This is a genomic window from Thalassococcus halodurans (assembly GCF_900108225.1).
Classification (GTDB): Bacteria; Pseudomonadota; Alphaproteobacteria; order Rhodobacterales; family Rhodobacteraceae; genus Thalassococcus; species Thalassococcus halodurans.
On the sequence record NZ_FNUZ01000001.1, the window covers coordinates 898,712 to 913,391 of the forward strand.

A 14,680-nucleotide genomic window follows, 5' to 3' on the forward strand; every position below is an offset into this window, starting at 1 on the left:
GCTTGACCAAAAAAGAAACGAGCGTTCATATACGTTGGCTACCATCGCAAAGATGGACCGCGCGAGGAGGGCGCGGAGCACAATAAAAATGTTCGCTCTGGAAGAGCGTCCGGGAGGAATAGATTTTGTCGACAAGCCTAAAGGGCGCAGAGGGTCTGCGCTCTATCCCTGACTTATTGCGTCGAAACAAGCAGGCCTTTGGCTCTGCTCCGGCCTATCGAGAAAAAGAATTTGGCATTTGGCAGACCTGGTCATGGTCTGAAACCGCCGATGAAATCGAAGCAGTTGCGCTGGGTTTGCTGGAATTTGGTATCAATGAAGGTGACTTCATTGCCGTCATCGGCCGCAACCGCCCGCAACTGTACGGGGCCATGGTCGCCGCGCAGATGGTCGGCGCGATCCCTGTACCGCTGTACCAAGACGCTGTTGCCGAAGAGATGGCCTATGTGCTGGATCACTGCGGCGCGCGGTTCGTCTTTGCCGAGGATCAGGAACAGGTCGACAAGGTGATCGACATCCAGGATCGCCTGCCCGGTTTCGAGCGGATGATCTACCTCGATCCCCGTGGCCTACGGAAATACGATCACAGCGCGCTGAACAAGTACGACGACGTTGTCGCCTCTGGCCGCGCTGCACGCGGAACGCTGGGTGCCGAACTGGAACGCCGCATCGCTGCGCTGGATTACGACACCACCTGCGTGATGCTGTACACCTCGGGCACAACCGGCAAGCCAAAGGGCGTTGTTCTGTCCAACCGCAACATCATCGAAACGGCCAAAGCGTCGTCTGAATTCGATGGCCTGCGTCAGACAGACTCTGTTCTGGCCTATCTGCCGATGGCATGGGTTGGTGACTTCATCTTCTCGATCGGTCAGGCCTATTGGACGGGCTTCTGCGTGAACTGCCCCGAAAGCGCCGATACGATGATGACGGACCTGCGGGAAATCGCGCCGTCCTACTATTTCGCACCGCCGCGGGTTTTCGAAAACCAGCTGACGCAGATCATGATCCGGATGGAAGATGCAGGCCCTTTCAAAAAGCGCATGTTCAAATACTTCATGGATCACGCGCGCAAAGTCGGGCCGAAGATTCTTGATGGGGAATCTGTCGGCCTGATGGACCGGCTGAAATACGCGCTTGGCGAATTCATGGTTTATGGCCCGCTGAAAAACGCGCTCGGGTTTTCAAACGTCCGCGTGGGTTACACAGCGGGCGAGGCGATCGGCCCTGAAATCTTTGATTTCTACCGCTCGCTCGGCATCAACCTGAAACAGCTGTACGGCCAGACCGAAGCATCGGTGTTCATCACCCAGCAGCCGGATGGCGAGGTGCGTTCCGACACTGTGGGCGTTCCGTCCCCCGGCGTGGAAATCCGCATCAACGAAAACGGCGAAGTGTTCTACCGCTCGGCCGGTGTGTTCGTCGAATACTACAAGAACGCCGAAAGCACGGCTGACACCAAAGACGCCGAAGGTTGGGTAGCAACAGGCGACGCGGGCTTTATCGAAGAAGATACCGGTCACCTGCGCATCATCGACCGCGCAAAGGACGTTGGCAAAATGGCTTCGGGTGCTCTGTTCGCGCCGAAGTACGTTGAAAACAAGCTTAAGTTCTATCCGAACATCCTTGAAGCCGTTGTTTTCGGTGCCGGTCAGGATCGTTGCTGTGCCTTCATCAACATTGACCTGACGGCGGTGGGCAACTGGGCGGAACGCAACAACATCGCCTATGCGTCCTATCAGGAACTGGCAGGCCACCCGAAGGTGCTGGACATGATCCAGAGCCACGTGGAAGAGGTCAACGCCAGCGTCGCGCAGGATGACATGCTGTCGGCCTGTCAGGTGCATCGCTTCCTGGTTCTGCACAAAGAACTGGATGCGGATGACGGCGAACTGACCCGCACACGCAAAGTGCGCCGCAAGATCATCGGTGAAAAGTTCGAGGACCTTGTGAACGCTCTCTATGGCGGGGCGGACAGCATCTATACCGAAACCGAAGTGACCTACGAAGACGGGCGCAAAGGCAAAATCACAGCGACACTCTCGATCCGCGACGCGAAGGTCGTTCCGGTCGAGATCAAACCGCTGGAGGCAGCCGAATGAGTTTCCGAACGTGCTGCGCATCTGCGCCAGCCCGCCCGTTTTACCAGTGGTCCCAGACTGAAATTCAAGAAAAGCAGGGGGTGTCTTTGTGAAGGATACCGAAGGCTATGTAACCGAAGACGGACGCCAGATCGGCGGCGTCTTGATGGAGATGCAGAACATCACGCTGCGATTTGGCGGTGTTGTTGCGATCAACGACATTTCGTTCGACATCCGTGAAGGTGAAATTCGCGCCATCATCGGCCCGAACGGCGCTGGCAAATCGTCGATGCTGAACATCATCTCGGGGTTCTACACCCCGTCCGAAGGTCAGTTGATCTACAAAGGATCGCCGCGCCCGCAGATGAAACCCTACGAGGTCGCCCGCATGGGCGTTGCGCGGACGTTCCAGAACATTGCCCTGTTCGAAGGCATGACCGTGCTGGACAACGTCATGACGGGCCGTCTGACCCATATGAAATCCGGCATCCTGTCCCAGGCCGTATGGTGGGGCAAGGCGCGGGACGAAGAACTGGCGAACCGTGAAGTCGTTGAAAAGGTTATCGACTTTCTGGAAATTCAGAACATCCGCAAAACGCCGGTGGGCCGCCTGCCCTATGGTTTGAAAAAGCGCGTGGAACTGGCCCGCGCTTTGGCTGCGGAACCATCGCTTTTGCTGCTGGACGAACCCATGGCGGGCATGAACGTCGAAGAGAAAGAGGACATGTCCCGCTTTATCCTCGATGTGAATGACGAATTCGGCACGACCATCGCGCTGATCGAACACGACATGGGCGTGGTCATGGATCTGTCCGACCGCGTGGTCGTCATGGATTACGGCAAGAAAATCGGAGACGGCACCCCCGACGAGGTGCGCAACAACCAAGATGTGATCGACGCCTACCTTGGCGTGGCGCATTGATCGGAGGCTTTCTCGAGATGTACAAATATACGATAGAACCGTTTCAGGAAATGTTCGCAGCGCCGGACTTTCTGTTGCAGGTGCTGTGGGAAGGTCTGGTTTCAGGCATCCTTTACGCCCTGATCGCGCTGGGTTTTGTTCTGATCTTCCGCTCAAGCCGGATTTTCAACTTTGCCCAAGGTATCATGGTGGTGTTCGCCGCTCTGACACTGGTCGGCCTGCATGCCATGGGCGTGCCTGCATGGATTAGTGTAGGCCTGACGCTGGTGGTGATGCTGATCCTAGCGATCTCTATTGAACGGGTGGTTCTGCGCCCGCTCGTCGGGCAACCGGATATCATCCTGTTCATGGCCACCATCGGCATCACCCTGTTCCTGATCGGCTTTGGCGAGATCATCTTCGGTGGTGAAAACAAGGTCATGATCACCGAAGAACTGGGCATCCCCACAGACAGCTTTGTGCTTGAGCCATGGGGCGGCCTGCTGATCCTTGAACAGAAAGACATCACCGCTGTGGCTGTGGCCGCGCTGTTGGTGGCTGGTCTGCTGCTGTTCCTGAACAAGACCCGTATGGGCCGCGCGATCCGCGCGCTGGGGGATGACCACCAAGCGGCGCTGTCGGTGGGCATCTCGCTTCAGACCATCTGGGTTCTGGTGTGGTTCATTGCTGGTATCATCGCACTGGTGACAGGTATCGCATGGGGTGCCCGTGCAGGCGTGTCCTTCGCGCTTGAGGTCATTGCCTACAAGGCGCTGCCGGTTCTGATGCTGGGCGGTCTGGAATCGATCACCGGTGCCATTATTGGCGGTCTGATGATCGGGATGCTGGAAAAGCTGTTCGAAATCTACTGGGGCCAGCCGTTCCTTGGCGGTAACACCGAAACGTGGTTCGCCTTTGTGCTGGCGCTGATCGTGCTGTTGTTCCGTCCGCAGGGTCTGTTCGGCGAACGTATCATCGAGAGGGTGTAGCGATGCACACCCTCACCATTTCAAAGGGTCAGGATTTGCGATCCGCAAGAAAGGTCCCGGCGCTGTTTTTGGCTGCTGCCAGAACGCCGACCATCTTGTCGCGCAAACGCACGGGACGGCGTGTGTTGGGTACCCACTGCGGCAGAACAGACGTCTGTCTGTCGCGGTCGAACCCGATGTCCGCCTCTGCCTCGGATATCAAACGTCGCATCCGTGTTTCAAACTCGTCCGACATGACCCTATCTCCTCCTGAACTCGGCAAAGTAATTATATTGCGCGAAATCGAAACTTCACACAGTATTGTTTCGCGATCAATATATCCGAATTGCTACATCCGTAATTTTGCAACAGCTGTGCCAGGCTGTCGCAGCGCAAACGCGGCTCAGCAGAGCCGGTTCCTATAAAAACGGAGCGAAACGAAAATGTTTTACCGCACTGCTGGTCAGTTCAAGACAAGCTACAAAGCCGATCAGGCGCTGTTCCCTGTACGTCAGGACGCCATTCTATTGATGGTCATTCTGGCCTTTGCATGGGTTGTCTTCCCGCTGACGGCCTCGGAATTCACGTTCCAGACACTGCTGATTCCCGTTCTGATCTACGCTCTGGCGGCAATGGGCCTGAACATCCTGACAGGCTTTGCCGGTCAGTTGTCACTGGGCACCGCCGCGTTCATGGGGGTCGGGGCCTATGCCTGCTATAAGCTAATCACGATCTTCCCGTGGATGAACCCGATCGTCGCGATCATGTTGTCCGGCATCTTCTCGGCAGGGATCGGTGTGGCTTTTGGCATTCCGTCGCTGCGGATCAAAGGCTTCTACCTTGCCATCGCCACGCTGGCCGCGCAGTTCTTCCTTGTCTGGCTGTTTGAAAAATGGGCCTGGCTTTATAACTACAACGCCTCGGGCGCGATTCAGGTGCCGAATATCGAAATGGCAGGCGTCTGGATTTCCGGCCCGCAGGCATCGTCCATCACGCAATATTACGTGGTTCTGGCCGTTGTCACGATCATGACGATCCTCTGCATCAACCTGACCCGCGGCACATTGGGCCGGACGTGGAAAGCGACGCGCGATATGGACATCGCCGCCGAACTGATCGGCATCAACCTGATGAAGTCCAAACTGACCGCCTTTGCGATCTCGTCCTATATCGTGGGCGTGTCCGGTGCGCTGTTCGTCTTTATGTGGCGCGGCGCGGCGGAACCGAACCTGTTCGACATCCAGCTGTCGTTCCGCGTTCTGTTCATCGCCATCATCGGCGGTCTGGGATCGATCATGGGCAACTATCTGGGCGCGATCCTGATCGTTGGCCTGCCGGTTGTCCTGAACATCGTGCCCTCGGCTTTGGGCATCCCGATTTCTTCTGCTACGGTCGAACATCTGAACATCATGATCGTAGGTGCTCTTATCATCTTCTTCCTGATCATCGAACCACACGGCCTGAACCAGCTGTGGCGCCTGATCCGGGAAAAGCTGACTATCTGGCCCTTCCCGCACTAACGCGGGCAGGCCCCACAAAATGAACGACCCGAAAACGGGCGACATCCTTATCCATTGGGAGGAAACCATGAAGAAACTACTGAAACTCACCTCTGCCGTGGCGTTGGGCGCGGTTCTTGGTACGGCGGCGGTCGCCCAAGAACTTTATGCTCCGAACCTCGCGTACCGGACAGGTCCGTTCGCGGCGACAGGTATCCCGCTGATGAACGGTCAGGCCGACTACCTGAATATGCTGAACGCACGTGATGGCGGCATCGGTGGCATCAAGATCAACAGCGAGGAATGCGAAACAGGCTATTCCACGGAAAAAGGCGTTGAGTGCTACGAGAAGACCAAAGCCAAAGCCATCGTGACCCAGCCGTGGTCCACAGGCATCACGCTGCAGGTTCTGCCGAAAACAAACGTCGATGAAATCCCGATCCTTGCACCTGGCTATGGCTTCTCGCCGATGGCAGACGGCAAGGTCTTCCAGTGGGCGTTCAACACACCCTCGGGTTACTGGGATGCGGCATCCATGATCCTGCAGTACCTGCAGGGACAGGGTGACCTGAACGGCAAGAAAATCGCCTTCCTGCACCTTGACCACCCCTATGGCAAAGAGCCCCTGCCGCTTCTGGAAAAGAAAGCCGGCGAAATGGGCTTTGAACTGGTTCCGATCCCGGTTGGTCTGAAAGAAATGCAGAATCAGTCTGCACAGTGGCTGCAAATCCGCCGTGAACGTCCCGACTACGTCGTGATGTGGGGCTGGGGTGCGATGAACGCCGGTGCGATCACCGAAGCGGTCAAAACCAAGTTCCCGATGGAAAACTTCATCGGCGTCTGGTGGTCAGGTCACGATGCTGACGTGAAAATCGTCGGTGAAGCAGGCAAAGGCTATAAGTCGATTTCCTGGTCGTTCCCGAACCCTGATGCGCCTGTCATGGCAGACATCAAAAAGCACGTCGTTGATGCGGGCCTGAGCCAGTCGAACGAAGAAGAAATGTCCGGCGTCTTCTATAGCCGCGGCATCATCATCTCGGCCATTCTGGCAGAAGGCATCGCGGCCGCTCAGGCAGAATTCGGCACAGCCGAAATTAACGCGTCGCAGCTGCGCTGGGGTCTGGAAAACATCAACATGACCGAAGAGCGTATCGCCGAATTGGGCCTGGACGGCATGGTTCCGCCCTTCTCGACATCGTGCTCGAACCACACAGGCCATTCCGGTGGCTGGATGCTGGAATGGGACGGCTCGAAGTTTGTGAAAGCATCCGATCACCTGATGCCCGACACATCCGACTATGCCGAACTGATCGCGACAAAAGCCGGCGAATACGCGGATGCGAACGCTCCGTGGCCGACAAACGACGCCTGCGAAGGCTAAGTTGATCATCCCACCGGCGGCATCCCTGTCGCCGGTGGATTTCAGGAATTTTCAGACAGAAGAAGCGCCATGCTGGATGCATCTCCGACCAAAGACACGCTGCTTGAGGTCAACAATATCGAAGTGATCTATAACCACGTCATTCTGGTTCTGAAGGGCGTCAGCCTGACAGTGAAAGAAGGCGGCATCACAGCCCTTCTGGGCGGGAACGGTGCGGGCAAGACCACAACGCTCAAGGCGATTTCGAACCTTTTGCATTCGGAACGTGGCGAAGTGACCAAAGGCTCCATCCTGTATCGCGGCGAAAAGGTGCAGGAACTTGATCCTGCCGCGCTGGTGAAAAAGGGCGTTATTCAGGTGATGGAAGGCCGTCACTGTTTCGAACACCTGACCGTAGAAGAAAACCTGCTGACCGGCGCCTATACCCGCCGCGACGGCAAGGGCGCGATCGATGCGGATCTTGAGATGGTCTACAACTATTTCCCGCGCTTGAAAGAACGCCGCAAATCGCAGGCGGGCTATACATCGGGCGGGGAACAGCAGATGTGCGCCATTGGCCGCGCGCTGATGTCGCGTCCCGAAACCATCCTGCTGGATGAGCCGTCCATGGGTCTGGCCCCGCAGTTGGTGGAACAGATTTTCGAGATCGTAAAAGCCGTCAACGAAGGCGAAGGCGTGTCCTTCCTTCTGGCCGAACAGAACACCAACGTCGCGCTGCGTTATGCGCACACAGGCTACATTCTGGAATCGGGCCGCGTCGTGATGGAAGGCACCGCCGAGGCGCTGCGCGAAAACCCCGACGTGAAGGAATTCTATCTGGGCATGTCCGAGGAAGGCCGCAAATCCTTCCGCGATGTGCGCAGCTACCGCCGCCGGAAGCGTTGGCTGAGCTAAGCCTGTCCGGGTGCCTTGCCGCCCTGCCGACCACATGATTGCACCAACTGAAAAGCGATATCACCACCCGTGATATCGCTTAACTTACGAAAAAAGCCCCAAATGGGAGACATGGATATGACCCAAGACCTTGAACACCGCACAGCCGATGAACGTGCCGCCGATCTGGCAACGGCGCTGGCAGCGCAGATTGCCAGCGCGCAGGCCCTGTCCGGCTATGCCGCGCTGTCCGGCGTGGATGCGTCCTCGGTCACAACGATGGCTGATCTGGCCAAGCTGCCTGTTCTGCGGAAATCTGAGCTTGTGTCGGCCCAATCCAGCACGCCGCCCTTGGGTGGGCTTGCGGGCCCTGTCAGCGGCTTCAGCCATGTCTTCCAGTCCCCCGGCCCGATCTATGAACCGGGCAACATCGACGGCGACTGGTTCCGTCTGGGCCGTTTTCTGAAAGCCGCTGGCATCGGCTGCGGCGACGTGGTGCAGAACTGCTTCGGCTATCACCTGACACCGGCAGGCATGATGTTCGAAAGCGGCGCGCGGGCGGTTGGCGCAACGGTCCTTCCTGCTGGCACTGGTCAGACAGAATTGCAGGCACGCGCCGCCAAGGATGTGGGATCAACCGCCTATGCTGGCACGCCGGATTATCTGAAGGTGATCCTTGAGAAAGCCGATGAGATGGGGCTCGAGCTTGCCATCAAGAAAGCTGCCGTTTCGGGCGGCGCGCTGTTCCCGTCGCTGCGCCAGTACTACGCCGATCGCGGCATCGCCTGCACCCAGTGCTATGCCACCGCTGATCTGGGCCTGATCGCTTATGAATCCGAGGCGATGGAAGGCATGATCGTTGACGAAGGCGTCATCGTGGAAATCGTCACACCGGGCACTGGCGATCCTGTGGCCGAGGGCGAAGTGGGCGAGGTTGTCGTCACCACGCTGAACCCCGATTACCCGCTGATCCGCTTTGCCACCGGCGACATGAGCGCCGTTCTGGCAGGCCAAAGCCCCTGCGGCCGCACCAACACGCGGATCAAGGGGTGGATGGGTCGTGCGGACCAGACAACCAAGATCAAAGGCATGTTTGTGCGCCCGGAACAGGTCGCGCAACTGGTCGGAAGTCACGACGCCATCGACCGTGCGCGGATTGTCGCCACTCGAAATGGCGAAATGGATGAAATGATTGTGAAAATTGAGACCAACCTCTGCGATCCAGAGGCTTTTCAAGACGCAATTGTGGCCGCTTTGAAGCTGAAAGGTCAGGTCGAACTGGTGGCTCCGGGGGAACTGCCGCGCGACGGGATCGTTATTGAAGACATACGCAAATACGACTGAGGACCGCATTGGGCGGTCAGAGTTGGGGGAAATATGAGAAAGACCATTCTGTCCGCCGCTGCCCTTCTTTGGGGCACAACGGCCATCGCCGAAACCGACATGCTGATTGTCGGCAATGCCGGAAGTTCCGTCATGGATCGCTTCAGAAGCGGCCAGTCGGTCGAGGATCTGACCGATCAATACAGTGCCTTCGGTCAGGTGGTTTCCGTCAAGGATGCCGAGGCCGATGACATGAGTCGCGCCGCGCTGCGGTTTCTGACGCAGTCGGACAGCGAAACAGACATGTCGGCTGTCATGCTGACGGGCCGTTTTGTCACCACGGGTGGCGAAACCTACCTTCTGCCGTCCACTGTCAGCAGCAATGTCGACATCACCGTCGCACTGACCGAGGGCCTGCCCCTGTCGCCGCTTCTGGCAGAACTTGCACAGCATCCAGGTCAGGCGCTTCTGATGATCGGCTCCGAAGATTTCGAACTACAGAACACGCGCCTTTTGACTGTTGGCATCGGCACCCCCGATCTGCCGCAAGGCGTTACGATGGTGACTGGCACGCCGACGGATATCGCAGGCTTTGCAGCATCCCTGCCCCGCCGATCAGTTGTGCGCTTGGCCGACTCGTCGGATCTAAGCCTGCGCGGCTATGTGCCTAGCGATCTGACCTTCTTTGAAGAAGAGCGTGAAACGCCTGAACCGCAGGTCATCGAAGTGACCTCGACCGACGCAGACGAGGCGCTTTGGGCCAAAGTGTCGGCACGCTCCGATCTGCAAGGCTACGAAGACTACCTGTCGGCCTTCCCTAACGGCCTTTATGCCGATCAGGCCCGCGCCCAGATTGAAGAGATCAAGGCAGAACCCATGCGCGCGGAGCGTCTGGCAGAAGAAGCCCTGAACCTGTCCCGCGATCAACGCCGCGAAATCCAGCGTGATCTGACCCTGCTGGAATACGAACCCCGCGGAATCGACGGCATCTTTGGCCCTGGTAGTCGCGCAGCGATCCGTCGTTGGCAGGAAGCAAACGCATTCGAAGTCACCAGCTATCTGACCCGCGAACAGATCACCCGCCTTGGCGCTCAGGCCGACCGCCGTGCTGCCGAGCTTGAAGAAGAGGCCCGCCAGCGTCAGGCAGAACAGGAACGTCAGGACCGTGCCTATTGGCAGGAAACCGGCGCCTTGGGCGATGCAGCAGGCTTCCGCGCGTATCTGAGCCGTTACCCTGACGGCGTCTATGCCGAGGTCGCGCAAGAACGCCTTGCCGCAATCGAGGCCGAAGCACGCGAACAGGCCGCTGCGCAGGATCGGGCTGCGTGGGATACAGCCGCGAACGCCGACACGATCGAGGCCTATCAGGACTATCTACGCGCCTTCCCGCAGGGTGCCTTCGCAGACGAGGCCGAAGCCCGAATCGAAGCGCTGCAAATCCCGTCGGACGAACGCCGCGCCATTGCACAGGCCGAAGCACAGGAAGCTGCGCTGAACCTGCCGCAAAGCGCACGCCGTCTGGCCGAGGCGCGCCTGAAGGAGCTTGGCCTGAAACCGGGGTCTGTGGACGGCACGTTTGACGACAAAACTCGCCGCGCCATCCGCCGCTATCAGGAAGCTCGGAACATAACTGTGACCGGCTATCTTGACCAACAAACGGTCGTGCGCCTTCTGGCAGGCAGTCTGCTGCGCTAAGCAACAATTCATCACATGACAAAACGGCCCGCAGATTGCGGGCCGTTTTTCTATTCCCCAAACAGCAAAAAGCCGCCCGATGGGCGGCCTTCGCTATTTCAACACTGATTTTGAAATCAGCCCTGGCGTGCTTTGAAACGACGCTGGGTTTTGTTGATCACGTATACTCGGCCCTTACGGCGCACAACGCGGCAATCGCGATGGCGGTTTTTGAGCGAGCGGAGCGAATTCTTGACCTTCATGGGTCTTCTCCTGTTTCGCGGCGCATCGCTTGCGCCCTTGGGTTGCCTAGTGCCTCAGGGCTATGGCCCGAAGCGGTGAATAATCATGGTGGGCGGTACAAGGTTCGAACTTGTGACCCCTACGATGTCAACGTAGTGCTCTACCACTGAGCTAACCGCCCTTACCGACTGGTCCGATCGTGCCCCATAACGAAATGGGGCGCGGATACCCGCGCCGGTGGACGGGTCTATAAAAGGAGTCGCGGGAGGGATCAAGGGCTTTTGGACAGAGAAAAAATCGGCTTATGTTTTGGCAGAGGAGAACGAATGCCAAAAGTCGCGTTTCATGTTTATCGTCCAGAGGTTCTGACGTCTTGTGTGGTGTTCGCATCCCCGCATTCCGGACGCGATTATCCGTGGTCCTTTATGCGCCACACGATCCTGAATGATCACGAGATTCGGACATCGGAAGATGCCTATGTCGACCGTCTTTTCGACAGCGCCCAGCAATTCGGCGCGCCGTTCATAAAGGCAGGCGCACCGCGTGCCTTTGTCGATCTGAACCGCTCGGCCGAAGAACTGGACCCCGCCCTGATCGAAGGCGTGCGCCGCGTGGGCCACAACCCGCGTGTGGCATCTGGTTTAGGTGTGATCCCCCGGGTCGTATCGAACGGACGGGCGATTTATCGGGGCAAATTGCCTATGGTCGAGGCAGAACGCCGGATCGCCCTTTATTGGCGGCCCTATCACGAGCAGCTGAAAAACCTTCTGGATCAGTCACATAAAGAATTTGGCACGGCTATCCTGATCGATTGCCATTCGATGCCACACGAGGCCGCAGCCGGTGCAAAACGATCCAATGGCACAAAGCCCGACATCGTGATCGGCGACCGCTTCGGCGCCTCTGCCGATCCTGATCTGGTGGATCGCATCGAAGCGGCCTTTACCTCGGCCGGATTGAACGTTGCGCGCAACACGCCCTTTGCGGGGGCGTATATCACCCAGCATTACGGTCGTCCGTCGCGTGGCCAGCACGCGATCCAGATCGAAATCGACCGCTCGATCTATATGGATGAAAGCAGCATCCGCCCGAACGAAAATTTCGGGGCCTTCCGGCAGTTGTTGCGTGGCGTGACCGCTGAAATCGCCGCGCTTCAGCCCCGTGGGTCGCAACGGCTTGCCGCTGAATAACCGCGCGCTGATTCGGGATCAGAACAGCGCCTGTAGCTTTTTGCGCAACATATCTGCATCGGAAATGTGCAAACGCACCGGCAGGGTCAGAACTTTCTGCCTGAAATCCGCGGGCAGACGCACCGCATCTTTTTCTGTTGTGACCAGTTGCGCACCCAGCATCCGTGCTTCGGTTTCCAGTCGCGTCATCAGGGAAGTGGTCAGCGGCTGGTGATCTTCCAACGGCTCGCTTCGCAGAAGGTTCGCGCCAAGATCGGTCAGCGTGGCAAAGAATTTTTCGGGGTGTCCGATACCAGCAAAAGCCAATGCATCCAGACCGTCCCAATCCATGCCGGTCTGCAACGGTTCTAACGCGCCGGTCAGATGGGGCACTGGGATTTGATCCTGCCACAACTCGGCAAAACGTTCCTGCGCCTGCGGCCTGCCAATCGACACCACGACATCGGCGCGCGTCAGGCCAGCGGCGACGGGTTCGCGCAATGGCCCTGCGGGCATACACCGCCCGTTCCCGAAGCCTTTGACGGCGTCCACAACGATGATCGAAAAATCCTTGGCCAGACCGGGGTTCTGGAACCCGTCATCCATGACAATCGCCTGCGCACCGGCAGTTTCGGCTGCTTTCGCGCCCTCTGCGCGATTGCGCGACACCCAAACAGGCGCGAAAGCCGCCAGAAGCAAGGGTTCGTCGCCCACCTGATCGGCGGTGTGGGTACGCGGATCAACCGCGACAGGGCCAGTCAGTGACCCGCCATACCCGCGCGACACCACATGCGCTGTGATGCCCATGTCGGACAGCAGTTGCAAAACGGCGATCACAGTCGGTGTTTTGCCCGTCCCCCCTGCGTTCAGGTTGCCCACGCAAATCACAGGGATGGAGGCCGTATAGTCGGCGGGGTTGGCAACCCGCCGCGCCGTGGCCATAGCAGTCAGCTTGCCCAAAGGGGCCAACAGGCGTGCGCGCAGGGCCGGGGCATCGGGGGCGCTATCCCAGAACCTTGGCGCGCGCATCACGCGTGATCCTTTTGCACAAAGCGGTCGATACAGTCCTGCACGGTTTCCACAATCTCGTCTGCCACCATTGCGCTGGACGATACGATATCCCATCCCGCATGCGCCATGGCCGCCGCCCGATCCGGCGCGAGCAGTTGCGTCACCGCACCGGACAGTGATTCCGTATCGCGCACGATCCGCGCCGCGCCTGCATCGACAAGGCGGCTATACGCCGCCAGATGCCTGCCGACGTTCGGCCCGTAAATGATCGCAGTGCCCAAAGCTGCGGCCTCTAGCGGTTCGCTGCCGCCATGGCCTGCCGAAATCGACCCGCCCAAGAACACCAACGGCGCAAGCCTGTACCACAACCCAAGCTCATCCGAACTTTCGCACAGCAGAACCTGAGTGTTTTCATCCAGATCATCGCCCTGATCCCAGCGGCACACCCGAAGGCCGCTTTCCTGAGCGACCTGATCGCAGATCACGCCGTCATCCTCGGTTTCAGGAACAAGAAGCAACAACAAGCGATGCGCAAGGCGCGTGGCCTTGTCATGCGCGGCCAGAACAGTGGCGCATTCATCATCGCGCACACGGGCCGCCAGCCACACGGGCCGCCCATGGATCAAGCCGGTAAGTTCATCCAGTTGCGCCTCGTCGTATTCCAACGGCGCTGGCGTTTCCGTCAAACGCGATCCCCGTCTGATCCTTTCGGGGTCAACACCGGCACGGATCAAACCGTGTTCGCCGGCCTTGCCGATGCAAAACAGGCGATCAAACAGCTGCAACACCGCCCCGCTGCTGTCGGACAACCAGCGATGAACCGGCGTGTGGAACTCGGTCTCTTCGACATTGAACAACACAAGACTGCATTGTCGCGCGTGCGCTTCTGTCAGCAAGGCGGGCGGCAGGACATCGCCGGACCAGACGCAAACCGCGGGCTTCCAATACGACAGGAAGGCTTCGACATCGGCTGCATTTTCCGAGGGAAGAGGTTCGACCTGTTCTGTGCAATTGCGCCAGACGCCGGTGCGAATGATCTGCAGGTCAGGCTGTAGCTGCTGCAAACGCGCGCCGATGGTGTTCAGCGCGCGCATATCTGTATCGACAGTCGCATGAAGCCAGACAACCGGACCCGACCGGCGAACGCCGATGCTGTGCCAGCTGGGTTGGCCCGACAATCTTCCGCGTGTCAGCGCCAGATAGGCCTTAAGCGTCAGCGACCTCTTGGGCAAAGTTAGCCCAGTTCCTCGGTCGAAGAGGCGGCTGCTTCTTCGTCACGCAGGCGATGCAGGTGTGCGATGTAGTAACGCATGTGCGCGTTATCGACAGTGCGGTGTGCTTCGGCTTTCCACGCGTCATACGCGGTATCGTAGTCGGGATAGATTCCGACGATGTGGATGTTATCGACATCCTTGAAAACGTTCTTTTCCGGAGTGACCAGTTCACCGCCAAATACAAGGTGAAGTCGTTGCATATCCTGTCCTTTTCGGAGGGTAGAGAGGCAGGCGCGACCCTAGTGATCACACCCGGAAGGTCAAGCTAACAACGCAAAAAGCC

14 protein-coding genes and 1 tRNA gene are annotated in these 14,680 nt (G+C 58.4%); 9 read left to right on the plus strand and 6 right to left on the minus strand.

Translation table 11 applies throughout. The annotated features are described in order from the left end of the window. Nucleotides 1-125 precede the first annotated feature (125 nt). The 3 genes from C4S59_RS04420 to C4S59_RS04430 all read left to right on the plus strand — a co-directional run bounded on the left by C4S59_RS04420 (nucleotide 126) and on the right by C4S59_RS04430 (nucleotide 3,971). Nucleotides 126-2,102, plus strand: a complete 1,977-nt coding sequence (locus tag C4S59_RS04420) for an AMP-binding protein (RefSeq protein ID WP_103909234.1) — start codon at nucleotides 126-128, stop codon at nucleotides 2,100-2,102. 145 nt (nucleotides 2,103-2,247) lie between these two features. Next, a complete protein-coding gene (locus tag C4S59_RS04425) occupies nucleotides 2,248-3,003 on the plus strand; it encodes an ABC transporter ATP-binding protein (protein WP_103909423.1) in 756 nt (251 codons plus the stop codon). Between the two features lie 17 nt (nucleotides 3,004-3,020). Next, entirely contained in the window at nucleotides 3,021-3,971 is a 951-nt protein-coding gene (locus tag C4S59_RS04430; RefSeq protein WP_103909235.1) for a branched-chain amino acid ABC transporter permease, read from the plus strand. A 28-nt stretch (nucleotides 3,972-3,999) separates the two neighbouring features. On the opposite strand, the gene C4S59_RS04435 is transcribed toward C4S59_RS04430, so the two are convergent. Beyond that, on the minus strand, nucleotides 4,000-4,206 hold the full coding sequence (locus C4S59_RS04435) for a hypothetical protein (protein WP_103909236.1): 207 nt from the start codon (nucleotides 4,204-4,206) through the stop codon (nucleotides 4,000-4,002). Nucleotides 4,207-4,393: 187 nt separating this feature from the next. Between C4S59_RS04435 and C4S59_RS04440 the strand changes: the two genes are divergently transcribed. The 5 genes from C4S59_RS04440 to C4S59_RS04460 all read left to right on the plus strand — a co-directional run bounded on the left by C4S59_RS04440 (nucleotide 4,394) and on the right by C4S59_RS04460 (nucleotide 10,721). Further along, nucleotides 4,394-5,470, plus strand: coding sequence for a branched-chain amino acid ABC transporter permease (locus C4S59_RS04440; protein ID WP_103909237.1), 1,077 nt, complete (start codon nucleotides 4,394-4,396; stop codon nucleotides 5,468-5,470). Between the two features lie 67 nt (nucleotides 5,471-5,537). After that, on the plus strand, nucleotides 5,538-6,830 hold the full coding sequence (locus C4S59_RS04445; protein ID WP_103909424.1) for an ABC transporter substrate-binding protein: 1,293 nt from the start codon (nucleotides 5,538-5,540) through the stop codon (nucleotides 6,828-6,830). A gap of 69 nt (nucleotides 6,831-6,899) precedes the next feature. Then, complete coding sequence (locus C4S59_RS04450; RefSeq protein ID WP_103909238.1) at nucleotides 6,900-7,724, plus strand: ABC transporter ATP-binding protein; 825 nt, start codon at nucleotides 6,900-6,902, stop codon at nucleotides 7,722-7,724. Nucleotides 7,725-7,835: 111 nt separating this feature from the next. After that, nucleotides 7,836-9,047 (plus strand): phenylacetate--CoA ligase family protein, encoded by a 1,212-nt coding sequence (locus C4S59_RS04455; protein WP_103909425.1) that lies wholly within the window; start codon nucleotides 7,836-7,838, stop codon nucleotides 9,045-9,047. A gap of 33 nt (nucleotides 9,048-9,080) precedes the next feature. Next, nucleotides 9,081-10,721, plus strand: a complete 1,641-nt coding sequence (locus tag C4S59_RS04460) for a peptidoglycan-binding domain-containing protein (protein WP_103909239.1) — start codon at nucleotides 9,081-9,083, stop codon at nucleotides 10,719-10,721. A gap of 116 nt (nucleotides 10,722-10,837) precedes the next feature. On the opposite strand, the gene ykgO is transcribed toward C4S59_RS04460, so the two are convergent. Both ykgO and C4S59_RS04470 read right to left on the minus strand, forming a co-directional pair. Beyond that, a complete protein-coding gene (gene ykgO / locus C4S59_RS04465; RefSeq protein WP_008562923.1) occupies nucleotides 10,838-10,963 on the minus strand; it encodes a type B 50S ribosomal protein L36 in 126 nt (41 codons plus the stop codon). 86 nt (nucleotides 10,964-11,049) lie between these two features. Continuing rightward, nucleotides 11,050-11,124 (minus strand) — tRNA-Val (locus C4S59_RS04470). Between the two features lie 145 nt (nucleotides 11,125-11,269). Between C4S59_RS04470 and C4S59_RS04475 the strand changes: the two genes are divergently transcribed. Then, nucleotides 11,270-12,133, plus strand: coding sequence for an N-formylglutamate amidohydrolase (locus tag C4S59_RS04475; RefSeq protein WP_103909240.1), 864 nt, complete (start codon nucleotides 11,270-11,272; stop codon nucleotides 12,131-12,133). Nucleotides 12,134-12,151: 18 nt separating this feature from the next. Here the strand turns inward: C4S59_RS04475 and lpxK are convergent, their stop codons facing one another. From lpxK to C4S59_RS04490, 3 genes are read right to left on the minus strand one after another with little or no spacing between them, the layout of a single operon-like run. Then, a complete protein-coding gene (gene lpxK, locus C4S59_RS04480) occupies nucleotides 12,152-13,141 on the minus strand; it encodes a tetraacyldisaccharide 4'-kinase (RefSeq protein WP_103909241.1) in 990 nt (329 codons plus the stop codon). Beyond that, nucleotides 13,141-14,355 carry a 3-deoxy-D-manno-octulosonic acid transferase gene (locus tag C4S59_RS04485; protein WP_234994671.1) on the minus strand — a complete coding sequence of 405 codons (1,215 nt, stop codon included), beginning with the start codon at nucleotides 14,353-14,355 and terminating at the stop codon, nucleotides 13,141-13,143. The genes lpxK and C4S59_RS04485 overlap by 1 nt, the downstream gene beginning before the upstream one ends. A gap of 2 nt (nucleotides 14,356-14,357) precedes the next feature. Further along, nucleotides 14,358-14,597: a DUF4170 domain-containing protein gene (locus tag C4S59_RS04490; RefSeq protein ID WP_103909242.1), complete on the minus strand. Its 240-nt coding sequence runs from the start codon at nucleotides 14,595-14,597 to the stop codon at nucleotides 14,358-14,360. Nucleotides 14,598-14,680 lie beyond the last annotated feature (83 nt).